This is a genomic window from Ruegeria sp. HKCCD8929 (assembly GCF_013031405.1).
GTDB lineage: Bacteria > Pseudomonadota > Alphaproteobacteria > Rhodobacterales > Rhodobacteraceae > Ruegeria.
This window is the reverse complement of the sequence record NZ_WPZY01000010.1, coordinates 24,329-45,327: the sequence shown is the minus strand read 5'-3', so window position 1 is coordinate 45,327 and position 20,999 is coordinate 24,329. Positions and strand designations below refer to the sequence as shown.

The following is a 20,999-nucleotide window of genomic DNA, read 5'->3' as shown; positions in this document are numbered from 1 at the left end:
GCTAACTCGTTGGGTCAGAGAATAGGGCTTGCCCGCCCGTCTGCCCAGCGGTCGGGCCCGCGCAACATGTCTGCGTTTGCGCACAGCACCAGCGGAGGTTTCTCGCCGATCAACACACTGTTCCCACAGTGTTCACAAAAGCTTTGTTGGATTTTTGCAAAACCTGCTGCAAACTGTTTGCGTTTTAGGGGGTATGTATTGATGACGACGTTTATTACCGAAGAAATGCGCGAGGAATTGATTGCCGCGCGATTCGCAGCCTTGAAGAAAACCAGCCGCCTTCGCGTGGAAGCGGGTTCCGAATACCATCGCGTTTTGCGGGCGTGGAGCAATGGTTTCGCTGTCGAGGCTGAGACAACGCCGCGTTTGCGCGGGCTGGTCGATCTCTATGACGGGGCCAACCATCTGTGCCAGTGCCTGATCGTCGCCGCCGAAGAGGAAGACGGCGAGATGCGTTATGAATTCAAGCGCAACACCGCCGCCGCCGACAAGGCGCCGCTGGACTACTATCGCGCGCCGGATGCGCCGGTCGCGCTGTTGGGTAAGGACTAGAGCGGGTCGCGTTTGACCAAAATTGTGGACCCGAAGGCATCGGCGAGGCAGCGTTTGCGAAGCACAACGCGTTCGCCGGTGCTGGAGGATGCGATTTAACGCGACCCGCTTTTAGGGCCGAATTTCGACCGTCGTGCCGATGGGCGTCAGGCTCCAGAGGCGGGCGATCTCTTCGTTCGATACCGCGATACAACCTGCGGTCCAGTCGCCGGGCAGGGTTAGGGCGGTTATCCCGTTGGGTTGGCCGTGGATGAAGATATCCCCACCCGGATCGACGCCTGCCGCCTTGGCGCGGGCGATGTCCTCGGGCTTGGGATAGTCGATGCCCAGTGACAGGTGAAACGCGCTTTGCGGATTGCGGCGGTCGATGGTGAAGACACCCTCGGGCGTCTTGCCGTCACCCTCCCGGGCCTTGTCTCCGTCAGGCGCAAACCCCAGCGAAATATCGGTAGTCATCACCACCGCACCCTCAAGCGTGGCGGTCAGGCGGCGGGCGGATTTCTCGATCAGGATGTGATCGACCCGCTCGGCCTCCGGCGCCATGGGCGGGGCCAGAGGGCGCGGGCCATAGCGCTGCCAACCGACCCAGGCGGCCCCCGCCGCCAGGATCAGGACCAGCAGAATGGCCGTGCGGCGCATGGGCCTACTGCAGATCGCCAAAGGCCGATTTCAGCCGCGCACAGGCCTCTTCCACCCGGGCACGCTGGGTGCCCAGATTGAACCGCAGGAAGTTCTCGCCCCCGGTGCCAAAAGTGCGGCCATGGTTGGCGGCGATCCTGGCGGTCTGCTCGACGCGGTTGGTGAACTCGGCCCGCTCCATCCCGGTGCCCGAGAAATCGACCCAGGCGAGATAGGTGGACTCGAGTTTCATCGAATTCAGCCCCGGAACCTCCGCAATCGCGGCGTCAAAAAGCTGCCGATTGCCATCCAGATACGCGACCTGCGCATCCACCCACTCCGCCCCTTCCGGCGAATAGGCGGCGGCGGTGGCGAACTGCCCGACCGAGTTCGGAGCAAGGCTCAGCGCCGACATCCGTGCCCGGAACCGTGCCCGCAGATCGGGGTCGGGGATGATCACCTGCCCGGTATGCAGACCGGCGATGTTGAAGGTCTTGGAGGGCGCGGTCAGCATCAGCAGCCGGTCGGTGATCTCGGGGACCGCGTTCGGCATCGGGATATGAGTATGCCCGGAGAAAACCAGATCGTGATGGATCTCGTCCGACAGCAGCAACAGGTCATGCCGTTTGGCGAAATCGGCCACCCCCTGCAACTCGGCCTGCGACCAGACCCGCCCGCCCGGATTATGCGGCGAGCACAGGATGACCATCTTTTCCGACCCGGTCATCTGCGCATCCCAGGCGTCGAAATCCAGCTCGTACCGGCCCTCGTCGTTGATCATCTGGCACTCGACCACCTCGCGGCCCGCATTGCGGATCACCTTGGCAAAGGCGTGATAGACCGGCGTGAACAAAACGATTCCGTCGCCCGGCTGAGTATACGCGTCCAGACACATTCCCACCCCGTTGACCAGCCCGGTCGTGGTGAAGATCGCGTCGGCCTCGACCTCCCAGTTGTGGCGGGTCTTCATCCACCACTGGATCGCGCCTTTGTAGACCTCGTCGCAGTTCACATAACCAAACACCCCGTCATCGGCCAGATTGCGGATCTTGTTCAGCACCACATCCGGCGCCCGGAAATCGGTATCGGCAACCCACATCGCCAGACCGGTATCGGAGGGCACACCATAAAGGTCCTCCATCCCGTCCCACTTGTTGCAATGGGTGCCGCGGCGGTCGATGAGGTCGTCAAAGCTCATGAGGGTCTCCTGCATTCGTCGCAGCGCAAGCTAACTTGAATCCGGGCAGGCGCAAGGGGGGCGTTGCGGCGGGCGGGGCAATGGCCTAAATCAGCCCCATGAAACGCAATATCCTGATCCACCCCGATCCCCGCCTGAAAAAGGTCTGCGCGCCGGTGACCGACCTCACCGACGAGCTGCGCAAGCTGGCCGATGACATGCTGGAGACGATGTATGACGCGCCGGGCATCGGTCTGGCGGCGCCGCAGATCGGGGTGCTGGACCGGCTGATCGTGCTGGACTGCATGAAGGAAGAAGGCGATACGCCGCGCCCTCTGGTGATGTTCAACCCCGAGGTCCTCTCGGCCTCGGACGAAACCAATGTCTACGAAGAGGGCTGCCTGTCGATCCCTGACCAATATGCCGAAGTGACCCGCCCCAAAGTGGTCGAGGTCGCGTGGATGGACCGCGACGGCAACGCACAGCGCGAGACTTTTGATGGGCTCTGGTCCACCTGCGTGCAGCACGAGATCGACCACCTGAACGGCAAGCTGTTCATCGACTACCTCAAGCCGCTCAGGCGCCAGCTGATCACCCGCAAGATGCAGAAGCTCAAGCGCGAGAAGGCCCGTTTGTGAGCGCCCTGCCGATCCTGACATGGCCCGACCCCCGGCTGTCGCAGAAATGCGAGCCCGTGGCGGGCGAGGTGCCGCAGGACCTGATCCGGGACATGTTCGACACCATGTATGCCGCGCAGGGCAGGGGCCTCGCGGCGCCGCAGGTGGGTGTCATGCGGCGGTTCTTCGTGATGGATTGCGGCTGGAAACAGGGCGAGCCCGCGCCGATGGCCATGATTAATCCGGTGATCATGGCCGCCGAACGGGTGCCGGAGGTGATGGAAGAGGGCTGTCTCTCGATCCCCGGCATCATGGTCGTGGTCGAACGCCCCAAGGCGGTCACCGTGCAATGGACCGCGCCCGAGGGCGACATTCACATGGCCGATTTCGACGGGTTCGAGGCGCGCTGTATCCAGCACGAATTCGATCATCTGAACGGGGTGGTGACGCTCGATCTTCTCGACGCAGATGCCCGCCGTGCCGCCGAGGCCGAGTACATGGAGACCCAGAGATGACCGTGCGCCCCTGCCTGCCCTGGCCGGACAAACGGCTGAAAACCCGCGCCGAAGAGGTGGACGAGATCACCGACGAGATCCGCGCGATCTGGGACGACATGATCGACACGATGGAGGCGATGCCGGGCGTGGGCCTTGCCGCGCCGCAGATCGGCGTGATGCTGCGGCTGGCGGTGGTGGATGGCTCGACCGAGCGGGGCCGGGCGGTGCGGCTGGCCAACCCCGAAATCCTGCACAGCTCGATCGAGCTGCGCGAGCATGACGAGGCCAGCCCGAACCTGCCCGGCGTTTCGGCCAAAATCAAACGCCCGCGTGCGGTGACGGTGCGCTTCGTCAACGAACAGGGCATGGTGGACCGGCGCGACTTTGTGGGGATCGAGGCGACCTCCATGCAGCATCAGATCGACCATCTGAACGGGCGGATGTATTTCGACAACCTCTCGAAAGTGAAGCGCGACATGTTGCTGCGCAAGGCGAAGAAACTGGGGTAATCGGGGCGTAGGCCGGGCTTCAGCCCGGCACTCCCGGAGCGGCAAACAACGGAGCGGATGATGCGCGTAATCTTCATGGGAACGCCCGACTTCTCGGTCCCGGTGCTCGATGCGCTGGTCGAGGCCGGGCATGAGATCGCCGCCGTCTACTGCCAGCCGCCGCGCCCGGCGGGGCGGGGCAAGAAAGACCGCCCGACACCGGTCCATGCGCGGGCCGAGGCGCTGGGGCTTCAGATCCGCCGCCCGGCCTCGCTGAAATCGGAGGTGGAACAGCAGGCCTTCGCAGCACTCAACGCTGACGTGGCGGTGGTCGTGGCCTATGGGCTGATCCTGCCGCAGGCCATCCTCGACGCGCCGGCGCAGGGGTGCCTCAACATCCACGCCAGCCTGCTGCCGCGCTGGCGCGGCGCGGCACCGATCCACCGCGCGATCATGGCGGGCGATGCCGAAACCGGCGTTTGCATCATGCAAATGGAGGCGGGGCTCGACACCGGCCCCGTTCTGCTGCGGCAGGCAACGCCGATCCGGGCCGAAGAGACTACCGCGGAACTGCATGACCGTCTGTCACAGATGGGCGCAGAATTGATTGTCGAGGTGCTGTCCCGCCTGCCCGAGCTCGAAGCGCACCCGCAACCGCAGGAGGGCGTCACCTACGCCGCCAAGATCGACAAGGCCGAGGCGCGGGTGGACTGGACCCGCCCGGCGGTCGAGGTCGACCGGCAGATCCGGGGCCTGTCCCCGTTTCCCGGCGCATGGACCGAGATCAACGGCGAACGGATAAAGCTGCTGGCCTCACGGCTGGCAGAGGGGCAGGGCGCGCCGGGCCAAGTGCTGGATGACGACCTGACCGTGGCCTGTGGCAAAGGCGCGGTCGAACTCCTCCGCTTGCAACGGGCGGGCAAAGGCGCGCAGGATGGGGACGTGTTTCTGCGCGGTTGGCCCGTGCCGAAGGACACCCGGCTCTGAAAGGAAAGGTTTCGATGTTCTTGGTTCTGATGGGCACGGTGGTGATCGCAGGGATCGTCGGATACGTCTCCGAGAAAACGGGGTTCACCCATAACGGATACCTGCCGTCGATCATCATCTGCGTGGGTGGGGCCTTCCTGTTCTATTTCGCGCGGATCATGTTCGGGATCGGCTTTGGCTCACCGGGGATGAACGCCATCCTCTCCTCCATCGGCGCGCTGATCATCGTGCCGACCCATTGGAGGAAATGACATGCCCGTCGTCGCCCTTATCATCATCGGTGCCGCCGCCGGGTTTCTGGCCACAAGGCTGATGCGGATCGAGGCCGACATTCCGACCACCATGCTGATCGGCATCGTGGGTGCCCTGATCGGCGGCCTGATCCTGCGGACCCTGTTGGCGGTGATGGGGGCGCTTTCGGGCTTCGTCGGCGCGGTTCTGGGGGCGCTGCTGGTGATCTGGCTGTGGCAGACCTACATCCGCAGACGGTAGCCCTACGGCCTGTGGCGCGGCGGGCGGCTTTTGTAGACCGGCAATTGCCAGCCAAACAGCAGTGATCCCGCGCGCAGCACCCAGCAGGCCAGCGCGCCGATCCCCAGCGCAGGCAGCCCCGCCAGACCCAGCCCCGAGGCCAGCACCGCCGCAACCGCACCGACAAAGGCGCAGGAGGCATAAAGCTCGCCCTGTTTCAGAACCAGCGGCACCTCGTTGCAGACCACATCGCGCATCAGCCCGCCCAGACAGCCGGTCGCCATGCCCATCAGCACCACGACCACTGGCGGCTGGTTCAGCGCCAGTGCCGCGCCGCTCCCGGCGGCGACGGAGATCGACAGCGCGAAACTGTCCAGCCACACCAGCCAGCGATAGCGGCTTTCGACCAGATGTGCGGTGAAAAACACCAGCACCGCCGCCGCTACGGCGATCAGGATGTAGGTGGGCTGGCCGACCCAGAACACCGGGTGCCGGTCCAGCAGCAGATCCCGCACCGTGCCGCCGCCCACCGCCGTCAGGCAGGCGATGAAGGCAAAGCCCACCAGATCCAGCTGCGCCCGGCTCGCCACCAGCGCCCCGGTCAGCGCGAACACCAGAACCGAGGCATAGTCCAGCAGCGCCAGTGCGCTCACGCCTGCGCCTTCTTTGGCTTGAAGGGTTTCATCCCGGCCCGCGCCAGCTCATCCGCGCGCTCGTTCTCGGGGTGGCCCGCATGGCCCTTGACCCATTCCCAGGTCACATCATGGCGGCGCTGGGCCTCGTCCAGCCGCTGCCACAGCTCCACATTCTTGACCGGCTTCTTGTTCGAGGTCTTCCAGCCGTTCTTCTTCCAGCCAAAAATCCACCCGGTCACGCCGTTCTTTACATAGGCGCTGTCGGTGACCACGGTGATCTTGGAGGGCCGCTCCAGCGTCTCCAGCGCGTTGATGGCGGCCAGCAGCTCCATCCGGTTGTTGGTGGTCTCGGCCTCGCCGCCGTTGAGTTCACGCTCCTTGACCACGGTCTCACCGTCCTTCGCGCGCAGCAGCACGCCCCAGCCGCCGGGGCCGGGATTGCCGGAACAGGCGCCATCGGTATAGGCAAACAGCTCAGGCATGGGCGGCCACCGCGATCCAGTCAGAGACGGAGCCGTCAAGGCCCGGCCCTCTGCCGCGGCGCTGGCCGGTGATGGTGAAACCGGCCTCGGTCAGATGGGTGCGCAATTCGTCCTCGCTGTAATAGGTGTAGTAGCGGCCCAGCCGGTCGGGGCCCTCGCCGCTGCCAAGCTTCATGCCGATGAAAAAGGCGCCACCCGGTTTCAGGGCCTTGTGCAGCGCCGCCAGATGGCGGGGAAAGTCGACGCGCGGGGCATGCAGCAGGCTGAAATTGGCCCAGATGCTGTCATAGATCTGCTCACCGGCAATGTCGTCGAACACCGCCTGCCGGGCGGTCACGCCGGGGTGGCGATCCGCCAGCGCCACCATCTCGGCCGAGGCGTCCGTGGCCTCAACCACCAGCCCTGCCTGCGCCATCACCGCCGCCGAGGTGCCGGGGCCACAGCCCAGATCCAGCACCCGCCCGCCCGCAGGCACGGCGGCCAGAAAGGCGCTCAGATGCGGGTCGTCGGCATTCTGATCGTCTGTCAGGGTCGCGTATTCGGCCGCGCGTTCGTCATAGACGCGGATCGTTGCGTCGTCGCTCATGCGAGTTCTCGCAACACACGCGGCACCTTGAATTCCACATTCTCGGTCGCGGTCTCGACCACCTCGACCGTGACGTCGAACCGCTCGCGGAAGGCGTCGATCACCTCGTTCACCAGCACCTCGGGCGCCGAGGCCCCTGCGGTGATGGCAACGCTGCCGATCCCCTCAAGCGCGCGCCAGTCGATATTGTCTGCCCGCTGCACCAGCTGGGCGTATTGGCACCCGGCTTTTGACGCGACCTCGACCAGACGCCGTGAATTCGACGAGTTGGGCGCCCCAACCACCAGCAGCGCGTCGGCATTCGGCGCCACGGTCTTCACCGCCTCCTGCCGGTTGGTGGTGGCGTAGCAGATATCTTCCTTATGCGGGCCGACGATCCGGGGGAACCGGTCCTGCAGCGCGGCCACGATATCCTTGGTGTCATCCACCGACAGCGTGGTCTGGGTGACAAAGGCCAGTTTGTCGGGGTCGCGCACCTCGACGGTGGCCACGTCGGCGACGGTTTCGACCAACAGCACCTCACCATCCGGCAGCTGCCCCATGGTGCCGACGGTCTCGGGATGCCCCTTGTGGCCGATCATGATCATCTGCAGCCCCGCATCGGCATGGCGCTGCGCCTCGATATGGACCTTGGATACCAGCGGGCAGGTGGCATCCACATACACCATCTCGCGGCGCGCGGCCTCGGCAGGGACGGATTTTGGCACGCCATGGGCGGAGAAGATCACCGGTCGGTCGTTGGGGCAATCCTCCAGCTCTTCGACAAACACCGCGCCCTTGTCGCGCAGCCCGTCCACCACGAATTTGTTGTGCACGATCTCATGACGCACATAGACCGGCGCGCCCCATTTCTCGAGCGCCATCTCGACGATCTTGATCGCCCGGTCCACGCCCGCGCAGAATCCGCGCGGGGCAGCAAGGTAGAGTGTCAGCGGCGGCTTGGTCATGTCGGCATCTCCTTACCCCGGACAGGTAAGGCTTTCGGGGCGATTGGTCCAGAGAGCGCGGGCCTTGTCACGCAACTGACATGCAGCCCGGTTAAACGGAGGGCGATTTCAGAACGAGCCCATAGTTAAAGAAGCGCGGTCGGAATCATCTGATCCCGACCGCGTCTTACCTTTCGGCGGCCTGCAATCCGGTCCCGATCGGGCCGGTCGGCGTCCCTTACTTTCCGCCAGCGGCGGCCAGGCTCCGGGGCTCGGCCGGGATGTCGCGCGGCGGGCGCCCGATCACTTCGCGCAGCTCTTCCAGCTCGATGAAGTTGTCGGCCTGACGACGCAGATCGTCAGAAATCATCGGCGGCTGGCTGCGGATGGTCGAAACCACCGACACGCGCACGCCCTGACGCTGGAGGCTTGCCACCAGCGGGCGGAAATCTCCGTCGCCCGAGAACAGGACGATATGATCGACACGCGGCGCCAGCTCCATGGCGTCCACGGTCAGTTCGATGTCCATATTGCCCTTGACCTTCCGACGCCCCATGCTGTCGGTGTATTCCTTCGCGGGCTTGGTCACCATGGTGAAGCCGTTGTAGTGCAGCCAATCCACCAGCGGGCGGATCGGAGAATACTCGTCGTTTTCAAGAAGCGCTGTATAGTAAAACGCCCGAAGCAGTTTTCCGCGGCGCATGAATTCCTGCCGCAACAACTTATAGTCGATGTCAAAGCCAAGAGCCTTTGCAGCGGCGTAAAGATTCGAGCCATCGATGAACAGCGCTAGCCGTTCGTCCTTATAAAACATAAAATTTTTCCTTCCGGTATGCCCCCTCCGCCGCGTCTTCCGTGAGTGAGTGATAAAAAATGGGCGGAACGGTGTACCTAATTTAGGAGAATTGTGATCTATCGCAAGTATTGTCTGTGCACAATTTGGTGGGAAAAATGACCGGAAAACCCGCAAAAGTGCTGTTGGCTGCGGGTGCCAACCTGCCTTTTGGCGAAAATTGCCCAAAGCTTACCCTACGGCATGCTGTGTTTGCGCTATCACAGGCAGACGTAGTGATTCGCGCCGTCAGCCGGTTCTTTTCCACGCCCTGCTTTCCTGCCGACGCCGGGCCGGATTATGTTAACGCGGCCTTTGAGGTCGAGACCGAGGCCGATCCCGAAACGCTCCTGCAAATGCTGCACCAGATCGAACACACGTTCGGGCGCGCGCGGGCGCAGCGCTGGGGGATGCGGACGCTGGATCTGGATGTGGTCGCCTGGCAAAACCGGGTGCTGCCGGACCGGGCCGAATATGACCGCTGGCAGAGCTTGCCGCCCGAGCGGCAGATCAAGGCCACGCCCGACCGCTTGATCCTGCCGCATCCGCGCCTTCAGGACCGTGCCTTCGTCCTCGTGCCGCTGGCGGATATCGCGCCCGACTGGCGGCATCCGGTGCTCGGCCAGACGGTACGCGAGATGCTGGCGGCGCTGCCTGACGAGGATGTGAGCGCCGTCACACCGCTCTGAATGCTGCAGTGCAGGCATTTCGCGCTTGTCAAGGCGCGGAATCACGCTTAGATAATCCCCTTCTGGACACGGTTTCATATTGGAGAGCGCCTGATGGCCCGCGTGACGGTAGAAGATTGCGTAGACAAGGTTCCGAACCGGTTTGAGCTGGTGATGCTGGCGGCACACCGCGCGCGCGAGATTTCGGCGGGCGGAGCACTGACCGTGGATCGCGACAACGACAAGAACCCGGTCGTGTCGCTGCGCGAGATCGCCGATGAAACCCAGAGCGCCGATGAACTGCGCGAGCGTCTGATCGAGGCCAACCAGACCCAGATCGAGGTCGATGAGCCCGAAGAGGATCAGATGGCCCTGCTGATGGGCGCTGAAACGGACAAGCCCGCTGACGACGACATGTCCGAAGAAAAGCTGCTGCGCGCGCTTATGGAGGCTCAGGGTCAGGGGTAACCCCTGCGCATAGGGATGCGGACCGGATGATTTCAGCAGAAGACCTAATTGCGCTGGTCCGCAACTACAATCCGAAAACCAACACAGACCGCCTCTCCCGGGCCTACGAGTTCGGCGAGCGCATGCATGACGGGCAGTTCCGTCATTCCGGTGAGCCCTACTTCACCCATCCCGTCGCCGTCGCCGCCATCCTGACCGAGCAGCGGCTGGACGACGCCACCATCATCACCGCGCTGCTGCATGACACCATCGAGGACACCAAGGCCTCATACGGGCATGTGGCCGATCTGTTCGGGGACGAGGTCGCCAAGCTGGTCGATGGTGTGACCAAGCTGACCAACCTGCAGCTCTCCAGCCGCGAGACCAAACAGGCCGAGAACTTCCGCAAGCTGTTCATGGCCATGTCCAAGGACCTGCGGGTGATTCTGGTCAAGCTCGCCGACCGCCTGCACAACATGCGCACGATCAAGGCGATGCGCCCGGAAAAGCAGGTGGTCAAGGCGCGCGAGACGATGGATATCTACGCGCCGCTCGCGGGCCGCATGGGGATGCAGTGGATGCGCGAGGAGCTGGAAGACCTCGCTTTCCGCGTGTTGAACCCCGAAGGCCGCCAGTCGATCATCCGCCGCTTCATCACCCTGCAACGCGAAACCGGCGACGTGATCCACCGCATCACCGGCGATATGCGCCACGAGTTGGAAAAGGCGGGCATCGACGCCGAGGTGTTCGGCCGCGCCAAGAAACCCTATTCGATCTGGCGCAAGATGCAGGAAAAGGATCAGGGCTTTTCCCGCCTCTCCGACATCTACGGCTTCCGCATCATCACCGGGTCCGAGGAAGACTGCTACCGCACCCTCGGCGCCATCCACCAGCGCTGGCGCGCGGTGCCCGGGCGGTTCAAGGACTATATCAGCCAGCCGAAATCGAACGGCTACCGCTCGATCCACACCACCGTGTCGGGTCGCGATGGCAAACGGGTCGAGGTGCAGATCCGCACCCGCCAGATGCATGACGTGGCCGAAACCGGCGTGGCGGCGCACTGGTCCTACCGCGACGGCGTGCGCTCGGAAAACCCCTTTGCGGTCGACCCCGCCAAATGGATCGCCAACCTGACCGAACAGTTCGACAGCGAAGAGGATCACGAGGATTTCCTCGAGGCCGTGAAGCTTGAGATGTATTCGGACCAGGTGTTCTGCTTCACGCCCAAGGGCGATGTGGTCAAGCTGCCGCGCGGGGCGACGCCGATCGACTTTGCCTATGCCATCCACACCCGCATCGGCCATGCCTGCGTGGGCGCCAAGGTGGACGGCATCCGGGTGCCGCTCTGGACCCGGCTGAAGAACGGACAGTCGGTGGATGTCATCACCGCCGACGGCCAGACCCCGCAGGTCACCTGGCTTGAGATCGCGGTCACCGGCAAGGCCCGCACCGCCATCCGCCGCGCCCTGCGCGAGGTGGACCGCGAACGCTTCATCAAACTCGGCCAGGAACTCGCCCGCGCCGGGTTCGAACATGTCGGCCGCAAGGCCACCGACAAGGCGCTCGATACCGCCGCCAAGCACCTGCGCCTCAAGAACCGGGACGAGTTGCTGGCCCGGCTCGGCAGCGCCGAGCTGACCGCGCATGACGTGGTCGAGGCGGTCTATCCCGAACTGACCAAGGACGAGGGCGACGCCATCCCAATGCGCCGCGCGGTGATCGGCCTGGAACCGGGGCAGAAGTTCGAACGCGCACCCTGCTGCCAGCCGCTGCCGGGCGAACGCATCGTCGGTATCACCTATCGCGGCAAGGGCGTGGTGGTGCATTCCATCGACTGCGACCGGCTGAGCGAGTTCGAAGATCAGCTGGAACGCTGGGTGGACCTGCACTGGCACTCGGGCACGCACCCTGCGGTCTACGGGGCCACGCTGGACATGACCATCGGCAACGATGCCGGCGTACTGGGGCGCATTTGCACATTGATCGGTGAGAAAAAGGCCAATATCTCGAATCTGGAATTCGTGGATCGGAAACCGGACTTTTACCGACTTTTGATCAATGTCGAGCTGCGCGATATCGAGCAATTGCATTCGCTCATGCTTATGTTGGAGGCGGAAAGCGACGTAGCCGCCGTCGAACGGCACAGGGAAAAAGCCCGGGCAAGCGCCGCGGCAAGCTGAAGGCCGGAAGGCAGGGAAAGGACGATCAGGAGTGGTTTTCAAGCGCCGAGACCGACGCTCGCCTGTCCAGATCGTCTGGGATTTCATCTATCCGCGTGGAGGCTGGACGCGGGCCTTTCACTACGTCAAGCACCGGGTGCGCCGCCTGCCGGATTCGCCGGAACGGATCGCGCGTGGCATCGGCGTCGGCGTGTTTGCCTCGTTCACCCCGTTCTACGGGATGCATTTCGTGGTCGCCGCGGTTCTGGCGCGGCTCTTCAACGGCAATTTGCTGTCCGCGCTCAGCGGCACGTTTTTCGGCAACCCGCTCACCTATGTGCCGATCGGCGTGGTCTGCCTGCAAACCGGGCATTTCCTGCTGGGAACCGAGTTTGACGAGGATGACACGCAGGGCCTGATGGGCAAGTTCGGCGATGCGCTGGGCGACCTCAAGGACAACTTCATCGCCCTGTTCACCGCGCGCGATGCCGACTGGCATGGGCTGGGCGTCTTCTACGACGACGTATTCTTTCCTTATCTGGTGGGCGGCATCATCCCAGGGATCGTCGCGGGCGTGGTGTGCTGCTACCTCAGCCTGCCGGTGACCCGCACCTACCAGCAGCGCCGCCGCGCCAAGATCAAGGCCAAGTTCGAAGAAATCAAACGCCTGGCCGAGGCCAAGGCTGCCGTTTCCGAAACAAAACCTCTAGGCTCGCCGCAAAGACTGGAAAAGGATTCGAGCGATGTCTGATACCCATCTGCGATTGGGCGTGAATATCGACCACGTGGCGACCGTGCGGAATGCCCGGGGCGGGGCCTATCCGGACCCGCTGCGCGCCGCCAGGATCGCCGAAGAAGCAGGCGCCGACGGGATCACCGCGCATCTGCGCGAAGACCGCCGCCACATCTCGGACGCCGATATCGACGGGTTGATGGAGGTGTTGTCCGTGCCGCTGAATTTCGAGATGGCGGCGACGGATGAGATGCAGAAAATCGCCCTGCGCCACAAGCCGCACGCGGTCTGTATCGTGCCGGAAAAGCGCGAGGAACGGACCACCGAAGGCGGGCTGGAGGTCGCGCGCGAGGAAAACCGGCTGGCCCATTTCATCGCTCCCCTGCGCGAGGCCGGATGCCGGGTATCCATCTTCATCGCCGCCGACATGAAACAGATCGAGGCCGCCCACCGCATCGGCGCCGAAGTGATCGAGTTGCACACCGGCGCCTATTGCGACGCACATTCCGAAGGCCGCCTCGAAGAGCGCGACCGCGAGCTTGAGGCCCTGCGCGAGATGTCGACATTTGCCCATTCGCTGGGGCTCGAGGTGCATGCAGGCCACGGCCTGACCTATGACACCGTACAGCCGGTCGCGGCCTTCCCCGAGGTGCGCGAGCTGAACATCGGCCACTTCCTGATCGGCGAGGCGATCTTTCGCGGCCTGACACCGGCAATTGCCGAGATGCGCCGGCTGATGGACGCGGCGCGGGCATAGGTCAAGGTATCAACAATCCAGACAATCGGAGTTCATGCCGTGGGTTCCAGCATACTCAGGTTTTCCTTCGTGTTCATCGCCACCAGCGTTGCGATTCCGATTGTGATCCTTGCGGTCCAGCTTCTGCTGGGGATCAACCTGTCCAGCTCGGCCGTCGGGTTTATCCCCTTCATGACCGCCGCGATGACCGAGGGGCAGAGATACGTCAAGGAGTTCGGCGATTTGCCCAGCAAGCGGGAAATGTGGTTGGCCGCCGTGTTGATGGGGTGGGTCGGGATGACCTTGTCTTTCATCGTGGGGGGAGTGCTTCTGGTCATATCGCCGGAGCTTTTCACCGAGATGAGGCAGCTTCCGATTGCGTTCTGGTTGTTCGGGTTTGTCATCGTTCTGATCGTGGCGATACTGATGTGTCGCGGGGCAGTTGGTGTAGGCGCCCGCTCGCAGCTCAAGCAAGTTCGGCGTGGACGGGGATAGGACAATGATGGACGAGCGTACTGGTACAACATTGCACTGCGATATCGCGCGCAAGGGAAGGGTCCTAACCGCTATCTGCCCGATCTGCGGGTGTCCTTCATGACCGACCTGCTCATCCCGCTGCCCGTCATTTTGGTGGGCTGGGCGCTGGCCGGAGGCAGCCCCGGCCCCGCGACGCTGGCCATTTCAAGCACATCGATGGCCCATGGTCGCGGCGCTGGCGTGGCCCTGGCCACCGGCGTGGTCGCCGGATCGGCGGTGTGGGGTATCGCTGCCGGGCTGGGTTTCTCCGCGCTCATGATGGCCAATGCCTGGCTGTTCGAGCTGGTCCGCATCGCCGGCGCCGGGTACCTGTTCTATCTCGCGGCCAGGTCGCTCCGCTCGGCCTGGGTCGGCGGCACGGTCACCCCGGCCGCCGCCCCGCGCCGGGCTTTCTTTGCCAAGGGGCTGACCCTGCACCTGACCAACCCCAAGGCCATCCTCGCCTGGGGCTCGATCTACGCCATCGCTCTGGCCCCGGCGGCGGGCGCCCTGTCGGTCTGGTCGCTTTTTGCCGCCCTGACCTCGGTCTCGATAACGGTGTTCATCGGATACGCGCTGCTGTTCTCGGCCCCGCCCATCGCCCGCGCCTATGCCCGCGCAAAGCGCTGGTTCGACCTGGCGTTCGGCGTTCTGTTCGGCGCTGCATCCCTCACACTGCTGACGGCGCGATTGTCGTAACCGCAGGCCCCGGCCCCTCACTTCACGGTGAAGTGAGAGCCTCCGCGTTGCCGCCGCCAGGGACCAGATGCCATCCTCGGCCCTGTTCAACAGCCGGAGGGACCTTCGATGTTTGCACGTATACTTGTTTCCCTTTTTCTTGTTGCTGCCGGAACCGCTGCCATCGCTCAGGACGCTCAGCGCGAGCTGATCCCGGTCAAGGGCGACGTCTACCTGTTCCGCAACAACTTCCACCAATCCCTGATCGTGGCCACGCCCGAGGGCACGGTCCGCGTCGACCCGATCAATGCCGAGGCGAGCGCGTGGCTCACCGAAAACCTGGGCCAGATCACCGATCAGCCGGTCACCCATCTGATCTATTCGCACAGCCATCTCGACCACGCCTCGGGTGGCAGCGTCCATGACGGCGCGCAGGTCATCGCTCACGAAAACGCGCCCGATGCCATCGACGGGGTGTCCCCGGACGTGCGCGTGGGCGACAGTCACACGCTTGAGCTGGGGGGCAAGACGCTTGAGCTGACCTATCTCGGCCCGGGCCATGGCGTGGATATGCTGGCCGTTGTCGTGCGCCCCGAAAACGTGGGCTTCATCGTCGATGTCGCAGCCCCCAGAAGGATGCCGTTCCGCACCATGCGCGGGGCAAATCTCGACCACTGGATGGAGCAGATCAAGGCCGCCATGGCGCTGGATTTCGAGATCTTTGCCCCCGGTCACGGCCCGATCGGCGTTCATGGCGATCTGGCCGATCATCTGGGTTATTTCGAGGCGCTGCGGGCCGGGGTTCTCGAAGGGCTCAATGCCGGAAAGTCGGTTGAGGAGCTTCAGGCGGAACTCACGCTCGATGCCTACAAGGACTGGGGCCAATACGGTGCCTGGCGGGCGCAGAACATCCAGGGCATGGCCAGCTACCTCACCAGCGCGGGGATCGCCAACTGACATAGCCCGGCGGCGGGTCTCTGGTTGAAACGGCCCGTCCCACCGGCATCGCCTTGCCATGCCGGGCGGTTTCGCGTTGATTGTGCGCACAGATTCCAATGGGGGCCGCATGATTTTGGGCATTGGCACCGACCTCGCCAATATCGAGCGCATTCAGGGCACGCTCGACCGCTTCGGCAACCGGTTCCGCAACCGGGTCTTCACCGACATCGAACAGCGCAAGGCCGAGCGCCGCGCCGACACGGCGGGCACCTATGCCAAGCGCTGGGCGGCAAAAGAGGCGTGTTCCAAGGCGCTGGGCACCGGGCTGCGCATGGGCATCGCGTGGAAGGATATGGCGGTCTCCAACCTGCGCACCGGCCAGCCCGTCATGCATGTCACCGGCTGGGCCGCCGAGCGTCTGGCCGAGATGACGCCCGAAGGGCATGAGGCGATCATCCACGTCACCCTGACCGACGATCACCCCTGGGCGCAGGCCTTCGTGGTGATCGAGGCGCGGCCGGTTCACGAAGGCGCCGCGTGACCTTGACTCGCCCCAACCCGCCCCGCATGTAGCACGCAACCTGACCCAAACCCGACCGAGGACTGGAGACCTGCATGGCCGAGCAAGCCAAAACCGGAAACGCCGTCTGGGAGACGATCAAGACCGTCTTCTATGCCCTGCTGATCGCGGGCGTTTTCCGCACGCTGTTCTTTCAGCCCTTCTGGATCCCGTCCGGGTCGATGAAACAGACCCTGCTGATCGGGGATTTCCTGTTCGTCAATAAGATGGCCTATGGCTATTCCTACGCCTCCTGTCCCAGCCTGATCATCCCTAGCTTCGGTCTCAATATCGATGCCGAGGATGTCTGCGGCTGGATGAAGGGCGACAACACCCGCGTTCTGGGTGGCGAGCCCGAACGCGGTGACGTGGTGGTCTTTCGCCACCCGGTCACCGGACGCGACTATATCAAGCGGCTGATCGGTCTGCCGGGCGACAAGATCCAGGTCAAGGACGGGGTGCTGCAGATCGACGGCCAGGCGGTCGAATTGCAGGATGACGGCGTCTTTGAAGAGATCGCCGCTCCGCAGGGCCCGCAGCGCCTGCGCCCGCGCTGCGAAAACGGGCCGGTCGGCACCGGCGGTGTCTGCCAGAAATCGCGCCAGATCGAGACGCTGCCCAACGGCGTCTCGCACGAAATCCTGAATATCGGCAACCAGTCCTCGGATCACACCGGCATCTACGTGGTGCCCGAGGGGCATTATTTCTTCATGGGTGACAACCGCGATAACTCTGCCGACAGCCGCCTGCCGCAGCCTGCGGGCGGGGTCGGGTTCGTGCCTTACGAGAACCTGATCGGCCGCGCCGACCGCATCATGTTCTCGTCCGCGGGCCGGTCGATGTTCTTCTTCTGGACATGGCGCGGCGATCGCTTCTTCAAGGGGGTCGAGTGAAGCTCTCGACCGAGATAAAGGCGTTTCAGCAGCGAATCGGGTACGAGTTCGCGCGCCCCGAACTGCTGATCCGCGCGCTCACCCACGGCTCGGTTTCCTCGGCCACCCGGCCCGACAACCAGCGGCTGGAGTTTCTGGGCGACCGGGTGCTGGGGCTGGTGATGGCCACGGCGCTTCTGGAGCATGACAAGAAAGCCACCGAGGGCCAGCTGGCGCCGCGTTTCAACGCGCTGGTGCGCAAGGAGACCTGCGCTGATGTGGCCCGCCAGATCGATTTGGGCGCGGTGCTCAAGCTGGGCCGGTCCGAGATGATGTCGGGCGGGCGGCGCAAGCAGGCGCTGCTGGGCGACGCGATGGAGGCGGTGATCGCCGCCGTCTACCGCGACGCCGGATTCGAGGCGGCGCGGTACATGATCCTGCGGCTCTGGGGGGACCGTATCCTCAAGGTCGAAACCGACGCCCGCGACCCCAAGACCGCGCTGCAGGAATGGGCGCAGGCGCGCGGGCAGAAGCCGCCCTCTTATGTCGAGGTATCGCGCAGCGGTCCCGACCACGCGCCGGTTTTCACCATCGCGGCGCGGCTGCAGGACGGGGTCGAGGCGCAGGCCACCGCCGGATCCAAGCGGCAGGCCGAACAGGCCGCCGCCAAGGCGCTGCTGTCCCAACTGTCCTGACATTCGAACCGGGCCAAGCCGCTTGAAAGCGGCTTAAGCGGTTTCAAACCGCTTGCAAGGCGTTTGCAAACGCCTTGTTCGCAGTGACCTGATCAGGTCACGTGAATATAGCCGGTCAGCCCGGTTTTCTGATGCTCGATCACGTGGCAGTGGAAGGCCCAGTCGCCCGGATTGTCCGCAACCAGTGCGATCTCGGCCACCTCGTCCTTGAGCAGCAACATGGTGTCCGTCAACAGCGGCGGCAGCTTGCGCAGGTTCGACCGGATCGGCACAAAGGCCAGCCCGTGCAGGTGGATCGGGTGCAGGTTGGGAGATTCGTTGCGCAGGCGCAGGACATAGCTTTTGCCCCGCTCCAGCGTGGCCAGCGGCCCCACATTATCCGCCGCGTCTCCGGCCCAGGGTGTGCGGTTGATCGACCAGAAACTGTATCCCATCGAACCGCAGAACCCATCATTTGGCGGCCCGCCCTCGGGCGTCCAGCCAAAGACGAAATCATGCACCTCGGCATTGGTCAGATCGGGCCGGGCCACCGGATTGGTGGTCAGCGGCTTCAGCTCGCGCAGGTCGCGGCCAAGGCTCTGGTCGGTGGCGCGCAGACGGGCCATGACGCGCGATCCGCGGCCCGGAAGTTCGGCCAGCAGTTCGACGCTCTGCCCCTCTGCACCCGGCGTCGCCACCGCGAAATCGACGCGCTGGCCGGGGCCCACTAGTAGAGGCTCATCCTTGCCGGGCATCGGCAGCTCGACCTCGACCGGATGACCGTCCCAGGCGATGATCCGCGCCTCTGCCCCGCCCAGATGCAGCTTGTAGATCCGGGTCGTATCGCTGTTGACCACCCGCAGGCGCACCAGCCCTCCGGCGGCGTGATCATAGCCCGGTGCGTCCAGCCAGTTGGCGGTCAGCACATTCCCGAACGTTCCGCCGCGCGCCGCCCCGCGCGCGGTGAAGGCGGGAAGGAACGTGCCCTCCTCGTCCAGCCGGAAATCGCGCAGGTTGATCACCTGTTCGCTGTCGAACCCGGGGTCCTCGGCCTCGGCAATCACCATCACCCCGGTTAGACCATGCGCCATCTGCGCCATGGTCATGCAATGCGGGTGGTACCAGTAGGTGCCCGCGTCGGGCGGGGTGAATTCATACTCGAACGTCTCGCCCTCGGCGATGGGCATCTGGGTCAGGTAGGGCACCCCGTCCATGGCGTTGTCGATGCGCATCCCGTGCCAATGCATCGCGGTGTAATCCGGCATCGTATTGCGCACGCGCAGCCGCATCGCCTCGCCCTGACGGCCATAGAGAACCGGTGGCGGCGCATCGGGGCTCAGGCTGACCATCCCCTCGGTCGGACGGTCCCGGAAGGTGAAACTGGCGGGCTGGATGACCAGCTCCTGCGCAGCCCCGGACTGCGCCCGCGTCAGACCGGCCAGCCCAAGCGCGCCGGCGGACGCTCCGCAGCCCAGCAGAAAATCGCGACGTTTCATGATGTGCCTCTTGCTGTTGAAAAGTTGGGAGGCCTGGCGGACAAGCTGGGTGCGCCCGGGGCCCGGATGCCATGACCGGGCACCGGGGCGCAACGCGCCGGATCGCCGCAATTGCCCTCTGGTCGGCGCGGGCAAACTCCTGTAGGGGACTGCATCTGCAAACAGGACCTGAACAAGATGACCACACGCGCCGGATTCATCGCTCTGATCGGAGAGCCCAATGCGGGCAAATCGACCCTGCTGAACCGCATGGTCGGGGCCAAGGTCTCGATCGTGACGCACAAGGTGCAGACCACCCGCGCCCGCATTCGCGGCGTGGCGATGGAGGGCGACGCGCAGCTGGTCTTTGTCGACACGCCGGGCCTTTTCAAACCGCGCCGCCGGCTGGACCGCGCCATGGTGGCGGCGGCCTGGGGCGGGGCGGCGGATGCCGATATCGTCGTGCTGATGGTCGAGGCCCATCGCGGCATCACCGAAGGCGTCGAACGCATCCTCGAAGGGCTGGACGAGATCGGGCAGGGCCGCACCGTCGCGCTGGCCATCAACAAGATCGACAAGGTGCAGTCCGAGGCGCTGCTGGGTCTGACCAAAGAGCTGAACGACCGCTACGACTTTGCCGAGACCTTCATGATCTCGGCCGAGCGCGGCCACGGTGCCGACGACCTGCGCACATGGCTCGCGGGCCAGCTTCCCGAGGGCCCGTGGCTCTACCCCGAGGATCAGATCGCCGATTTGCCCATGCGCATGATCGCGGCCGAGATGACTCGCGAAAAGCTGACCCTGCGCCTGCATCAGGAACTGCCCTATCAAATGACCGTCGAAACCGAGAGCTGGCAAGAGCGCAAGGACGGCTCGGCCCGGGTCGATCAGGTGATCTATGTGGTGCGCGACGGGCACAAGGGCATCGTGCTGGGCAAGCGCGGCGAGACCATCAAGGCGGTCAGCCAGGCCGCCCGCGCCGAGCTTGAGGAATTTCTGGACCGCAAGGTGCACCTGTTCCTGCAGGTCAAGGTGCGGCCCAACTGGCTGGAGGAATCCGAGCGTTATTCCGAAATGGGGCTCGACTTCAAAGACGGAAACGCATGACCCGGCTGACCGCCGATTTCTGGGTGCAGGCCTACCTGGCCCGGCTGCGGTTTCAGGAAATCCCGGCCTTTGTCGTGGCCCATGGCGACGACACGGCGGGCGCGGTGCTGGTCAAGCTCAACACGCTGGACGGACAGGCGGTCGCTTTCCAGCGCAGTTTCGACCTGATGAGCGGTGAGCGGAAATGGATCGAACTTTCCAGCGGCCCCGAGGCGGACGTGGACGCAGCCATCCAGCGCCAGCGCGGCTTTGACCCCGACCTCTGGGTGATCGAGGTCGAGGACCGGCAGGGACGGCACCTGTTGGGCGAGAGCGGGCTTGAGTAGTGGCTCAGCAAGACGAAATCGAGGATCGCGAAAAGACTTCTCCGGATGGCAGATAGGTCGTGAACTGGAAAGTTCCGCCGAGGTCGAAAAATCTCCGTGTGTTTTTGTCGCTACACAGGTCTTTTCTGACAGACTCAGTCAGTTGTTGTTCGGCTGTGCGACCAGCCTTAGTGGGTGCGGTCCGGATACGTTCTGGCACATTGACGCCGACGGCGACAGTCTTACCGTCCGTTTTCGCGTCT

Annotated in this window: 28 protein-coding genes; 20 read left to right on the top strand and 8 right to left on the bottom strand. The window is 64.2% G+C overall.

All coding sequences use genetic code 11. The features are described 5' to 3' along the window. The first annotated feature begins 201 nt into the window (after nt 1-201). Entirely contained in the window at nt 202-552 is a 351-nt protein-coding gene (locus GOX53_RS15815; RefSeq protein WP_171177979.1) for a hypothetical protein, read from the top strand. Nucleotides 553-663: 111 nt separating this feature from the next. Here GOX53_RS15815 and GOX53_RS15810 read toward each other — a convergent pair whose 3' ends face one another. Next, nucleotides 664-1,191, bottom strand: a complete 528-nt coding sequence (locus tag GOX53_RS15810) for a murein L,D-transpeptidase family protein (RefSeq protein ID WP_171177977.1) — start codon at nt 1,189-1,191, stop codon at nt 664-666. Between the two features lie 4 nt (nt 1,192-1,195). Further along, nucleotides 1,196-2,368: a MalY/PatB family protein gene (locus tag GOX53_RS15805; RefSeq protein WP_171177975.1), complete on the bottom strand. Its 1,173-nt coding sequence runs from the start codon at nt 2,366-2,368 to the stop codon at nt 1,196-1,198. A gap of 98 nt (nt 2,369-2,466) precedes the next feature. On the opposite strand from GOX53_RS15805, the gene def (GOX53_RS15800) reads away from it, so the two are divergent. Genes def (GOX53_RS15800) through GOX53_RS15775 form a run of 6 tightly spaced genes read left to right on the top strand, consistent with a single transcriptional unit; the run spans nt 2,467 to nt 5,428 of the window. Beyond that, nucleotides 2,467-2,985 (top strand): peptide deformylase, encoded by a 519-nt coding sequence (def, locus tag GOX53_RS15800; RefSeq protein WP_171177973.1) that lies wholly within the window; start codon nt 2,467-2,469, stop codon nt 2,983-2,985. Continuing rightward, on the top strand, nt 2,982-3,479 hold the full coding sequence (def, locus tag GOX53_RS15795; protein ID WP_171177971.1) for a peptide deformylase: 498 nt from the start codon (nt 2,982-2,984) through the stop codon (nt 3,477-3,479). The genes def (GOX53_RS15800) and def (GOX53_RS15795) overlap by 4 nt, the downstream gene beginning before the upstream one ends. Then, nucleotides 3,476-3,970, top strand: coding sequence for a peptide deformylase (gene def / locus GOX53_RS15790; protein ID WP_171177970.1), 495 nt, complete (start codon nt 3,476-3,478; stop codon nt 3,968-3,970). Before def (GOX53_RS15795) ends, def (GOX53_RS15790) begins: the two co-directional genes overlap by 4 nt. A gap of 60 nt (nt 3,971-4,030) precedes the next feature. Continuing rightward, the gene (fmt, locus tag GOX53_RS15785; protein ID WP_171177968.1) at nt 4,031-4,936 is read left to right on the top strand and encodes a methionyl-tRNA formyltransferase; all 906 of its coding nucleotides are present in this window, start codon (nt 4,031-4,033) and stop codon (nt 4,934-4,936) included. 14 nt (nt 4,937-4,950) lie between these two features. Further along, nucleotides 4,951-5,187 (top strand): hypothetical protein, encoded by a 237-nt coding sequence (locus GOX53_RS15780; RefSeq protein WP_171177966.1) that lies wholly within the window; start codon nt 4,951-4,953, stop codon nt 5,185-5,187. 1 nt (nt 5,188) lies between these two features. Continuing rightward, nucleotides 5,189-5,428: a GlsB/YeaQ/YmgE family stress response membrane protein gene (locus GOX53_RS15775; RefSeq protein ID WP_171177965.1), complete on the top strand. Its 240-nt coding sequence runs from the start codon at nt 5,189-5,191 to the stop codon at nt 5,426-5,428. 2 nt (nt 5,429-5,430) lie between these two features. On the opposite strand, the gene GOX53_RS15770 is transcribed toward GOX53_RS15775, so the two are convergent. The 5 genes from GOX53_RS15770 to GOX53_RS15750 form a co-directional block, all read right to left on the bottom strand. After that, nucleotides 5,431-6,060, bottom strand: a complete 630-nt coding sequence (locus GOX53_RS15770; RefSeq protein ID WP_171177963.1) for a trimeric intracellular cation channel family protein — start codon at nt 6,058-6,060, stop codon at nt 5,431-5,433. After that, on the bottom strand, nt 6,057-6,524 hold the full coding sequence (gene rnhA / locus GOX53_RS15765) for a ribonuclease HI (protein WP_171177961.1): 468 nt from the start codon (nt 6,522-6,524) through the stop codon (nt 6,057-6,059). Before rnhA ends, GOX53_RS15770 begins: the two co-directional genes overlap by 4 nt. Next, the gene (locus GOX53_RS15760) at nt 6,517-7,110 is read right to left on the bottom strand and encodes a bifunctional 2-polyprenyl-6-hydroxyphenol methylase/3-demethylubiquinol 3-O-methyltransferase UbiG (RefSeq protein ID WP_171177959.1); all 594 of its coding nucleotides are present in this window, start codon (nt 7,108-7,110) and stop codon (nt 6,517-6,519) included. Before GOX53_RS15760 ends, rnhA begins: the two co-directional genes overlap by 8 nt. Further along, entirely contained in the window at nt 7,107-8,057 is a 951-nt protein-coding gene (gene ispH / locus GOX53_RS15755; RefSeq protein WP_171177958.1) for a 4-hydroxy-3-methylbut-2-enyl diphosphate reductase, read from the bottom strand. The genes GOX53_RS15760 and ispH overlap by 4 nt, the downstream gene beginning before the upstream one ends. Nucleotides 8,058-8,274: 217 nt before the next feature. Next, nucleotides 8,275-8,850: an NYN domain-containing protein gene (locus tag GOX53_RS15750; protein ID WP_171177957.1), complete on the bottom strand. Its 576-nt coding sequence runs from the start codon at nt 8,848-8,850 to the stop codon at nt 8,275-8,277. A gap of 137 nt (nt 8,851-8,987) precedes the next feature. Between GOX53_RS15750 and folK the strand changes: the two genes are divergently transcribed. From folK to rnc, 11 genes are all read left to right on the top strand, one after another. Continuing rightward, on the top strand, nt 8,988-9,557 hold the full coding sequence (gene folK, locus GOX53_RS15745) for a 2-amino-4-hydroxy-6-hydroxymethyldihydropteridine diphosphokinase (protein ID WP_171177956.1): 570 nt from the start codon (nt 8,988-8,990) through the stop codon (nt 9,555-9,557). Nucleotides 9,558-9,650: 93 nt separating this feature from the next. Further along, nucleotides 9,651-10,004 (top strand): DNA-directed RNA polymerase subunit omega, encoded by a 354-nt coding sequence (gene rpoZ, locus GOX53_RS15740; protein WP_171177955.1) that lies wholly within the window; start codon nt 9,651-9,653, stop codon nt 10,002-10,004. Between the two features lie 26 nt (nt 10,005-10,030). Beyond that, complete coding sequence (locus tag GOX53_RS15735) at nt 10,031-12,163, top strand: bifunctional (p)ppGpp synthetase/guanosine-3',5'-bis(diphosphate) 3'-pyrophosphohydrolase (protein ID WP_171177954.1); 2,133 nt, start codon at nt 10,031-10,033, stop codon at nt 12,161-12,163. A 31-nt stretch (nt 12,164-12,194) separates the two neighbouring features. Continuing rightward, nucleotides 12,195-12,893, top strand: coding sequence for a DUF2062 domain-containing protein (locus tag GOX53_RS15730; protein WP_171177953.1), 699 nt, complete (start codon nt 12,195-12,197; stop codon nt 12,891-12,893). Then, nucleotides 12,886-13,632 carry a pyridoxine 5'-phosphate synthase gene (locus tag GOX53_RS15725; protein ID WP_171177952.1) on the top strand — a complete coding sequence of 249 codons (747 nt, stop codon included), beginning with the start codon at nt 12,886-12,888 and terminating at the stop codon, nt 13,630-13,632. Before GOX53_RS15730 ends, GOX53_RS15725 begins: the two co-directional genes overlap by 8 nt. 39 nt (nt 13,633-13,671) lie before the next feature. Continuing rightward, nucleotides 13,672-14,106 carry an ABZJ_00895 family protein gene (locus GOX53_RS15720; protein ID WP_171177951.1) on the top strand — a complete coding sequence of 145 codons (435 nt, stop codon included), beginning with the start codon at nt 13,672-13,674 and terminating at the stop codon, nt 14,104-14,106. A 99-nt stretch (nt 14,107-14,205) separates the two neighbouring features. Next, a complete protein-coding gene (locus GOX53_RS15715; RefSeq protein WP_171177950.1) occupies nt 14,206-14,826 on the top strand; it encodes a LysE family transporter in 621 nt (206 codons plus the stop codon). Nucleotides 14,827-14,934: 108 nt separating this feature from the next. Next, complete coding sequence (locus tag GOX53_RS15710; RefSeq protein WP_171177948.1) at nt 14,935-15,762, top strand: hypothetical protein; 828 nt, start codon at nt 14,935-14,937, stop codon at nt 15,760-15,762. Between the two features lie 109 nt (nt 15,763-15,871). Then, on the top strand, nt 15,872-16,285 hold the full coding sequence (gene acpS, locus GOX53_RS15705; protein ID WP_171177947.1) for a holo-ACP synthase: 414 nt from the start codon (nt 15,872-15,874) through the stop codon (nt 16,283-16,285). Between the two features lie 74 nt (nt 16,286-16,359). Continuing rightward, a complete protein-coding gene (gene lepB, locus GOX53_RS15700) occupies nt 16,360-17,196 on the top strand; it encodes a signal peptidase I (RefSeq protein ID WP_171177945.1) in 837 nt (278 codons plus the stop codon). Continuing rightward, nucleotides 17,193-17,870, top strand: a complete 678-nt coding sequence (rnc, locus tag GOX53_RS15695) for a ribonuclease III (protein ID WP_171177943.1) — start codon at nt 17,193-17,195, stop codon at nt 17,868-17,870. Before lepB ends, rnc begins: the two co-directional genes overlap by 4 nt. 92 nt (nt 17,871-17,962) lie before the next feature. Here rnc and GOX53_RS15690 read toward each other — a convergent pair whose 3' ends face one another. Then, nucleotides 17,963-19,345, bottom strand: coding sequence for a multicopper oxidase family protein (locus tag GOX53_RS15690; protein ID WP_171177941.1), 1,383 nt, complete (start codon nt 19,343-19,345; stop codon nt 17,963-17,965). Between the two features lie 177 nt (nt 19,346-19,522). Here GOX53_RS15690 and era point away from each other — a divergent pair, with 177 nt between their 5' ends. Both era and GOX53_RS15680 read left to right on the top strand, forming a co-directional pair. After that, a complete protein-coding gene (era, locus tag GOX53_RS15685) occupies nt 19,523-20,431 on the top strand; it encodes a GTPase Era (RefSeq protein ID WP_171177939.1) in 909 nt (302 codons plus the stop codon). Further along, on the top strand, nt 20,428-20,757 hold the full coding sequence (locus tag GOX53_RS15680; RefSeq protein WP_171177937.1) for a DUF1491 family protein: 330 nt from the start codon (nt 20,428-20,430) through the stop codon (nt 20,755-20,757). Before era ends, GOX53_RS15680 begins: the two co-directional genes overlap by 4 nt. The last annotated feature ends 242 nt before the right edge of the window (nt 20,758-20,999 follow it).

Excerpts from the sequence above, each read along its gene's own strand:
- GOX53_RS15815 (WP_171177979.1), top strand. The coding sequence starts at position 202 with ATGACGACGTTTATTACCGAAGAAATGCGCGAGGAATTGATTGCCGCG.
- GOX53_RS15810 (WP_171177977.1), bottom strand. The coding sequence starts at position 1,191 with ATGCGCCGCACGGCCATTCTGCTGGTCCTGATCCTGGCGGCGGGGGCC.
- GOX53_RS15805 (WP_171177975.1), bottom strand. The coding sequence starts at position 2,368 with ATGAGCTTTGACGACCTCATCGACCGCCGCGGCACCCATTGCAACAAG.
- def (WP_171177973.1), top strand. The coding sequence starts at position 2,467 with ATGAAACGCAATATCCTGATCCACCCCGATCCCCGCCTGAAAAAGGTC.
- def (WP_171177970.1), top strand. The coding sequence starts at position 3,476 with ATGACCGTGCGCCCCTGCCTGCCCTGGCCGGACAAACGGCTGAAAACC.
- fmt (WP_171177968.1), top strand. The coding sequence starts at position 4,031 with ATGCGCGTAATCTTCATGGGAACGCCCGACTTCTCGGTCCCGGTGCTC.
- GOX53_RS15780 (WP_171177966.1), top strand. The coding sequence starts at position 4,951 with ATGTTCTTGGTTCTGATGGGCACGGTGGTGATCGCAGGGATCGTCGGA.
- GOX53_RS15775 (WP_171177965.1), top strand. The coding sequence starts at position 5,189 with ATGCCCGTCGTCGCCCTTATCATCATCGGTGCCGCCGCCGGGTTTCTG.
- rnhA (WP_171177961.1), bottom strand. The coding sequence starts at position 6,524 with ATGCCTGAGCTGTTTGCCTATACCGATGGCGCCTGTTCCGGCAATCCC.
- GOX53_RS15760 (WP_171177959.1), bottom strand. The coding sequence starts at position 7,110 with ATGAGCGACGACGCAACGATCCGCGTCTATGACGAACGCGCGGCCGAA.
- ispH (WP_171177958.1), bottom strand. The coding sequence starts at position 8,057 with ATGACCAAGCCGCCGCTGACACTCTACCTTGCTGCCCCGCGCGGATTC.
- GOX53_RS15750 (WP_171177957.1), bottom strand. The coding sequence starts at position 8,850 with ATGTTTTATAAGGACGAACGGCTAGCGCTGTTCATCGATGGCTCGAAT.
- folK (WP_171177956.1), top strand. The coding sequence starts at position 8,988 with ATGACCGGAAAACCCGCAAAAGTGCTGTTGGCTGCGGGTGCCAACCTG.
- rpoZ (WP_171177955.1), top strand. The coding sequence starts at position 9,651 with ATGGCCCGCGTGACGGTAGAAGATTGCGTAGACAAGGTTCCGAACCGG.
- GOX53_RS15735 (WP_171177954.1), top strand. The coding sequence starts at position 10,031 with ATGATTTCAGCAGAAGACCTAATTGCGCTGGTCCGCAACTACAATCCG.
- GOX53_RS15725 (WP_171177952.1), top strand. The coding sequence starts at position 12,886 with ATGTCTGATACCCATCTGCGATTGGGCGTGAATATCGACCACGTGGCG.
- GOX53_RS15715 (WP_171177950.1), top strand. The coding sequence starts at position 14,206 with ATGACCGACCTGCTCATCCCGCTGCCCGTCATTTTGGTGGGCTGGGCG.
- GOX53_RS15710 (WP_171177948.1), top strand. The coding sequence starts at position 14,935 with ATGTTTGCACGTATACTTGTTTCCCTTTTTCTTGTTGCTGCCGGAACC.
- acpS (WP_171177947.1), top strand. The coding sequence starts at position 15,872 with ATGATTTTGGGCATTGGCACCGACCTCGCCAATATCGAGCGCATTCAG.
- lepB (WP_171177945.1), top strand. The coding sequence starts at position 16,360 with ATGGCCGAGCAAGCCAAAACCGGAAACGCCGTCTGGGAGACGATCAAG.
- GOX53_RS15690 (WP_171177941.1), bottom strand. The coding sequence starts at position 19,345 with ATGAAACGTCGCGATTTTCTGCTGGGCTGCGGAGCGTCCGCCGGCGCG.
- era (WP_171177939.1), top strand. The coding sequence starts at position 19,523 with ATGACCACACGCGCCGGATTCATCGCTCTGATCGGAGAGCCCAATGCG.
- GOX53_RS15680 (WP_171177937.1), top strand. The coding sequence starts at position 20,428 with ATGACCCGGCTGACCGCCGATTTCTGGGTGCAGGCCTACCTGGCCCGG.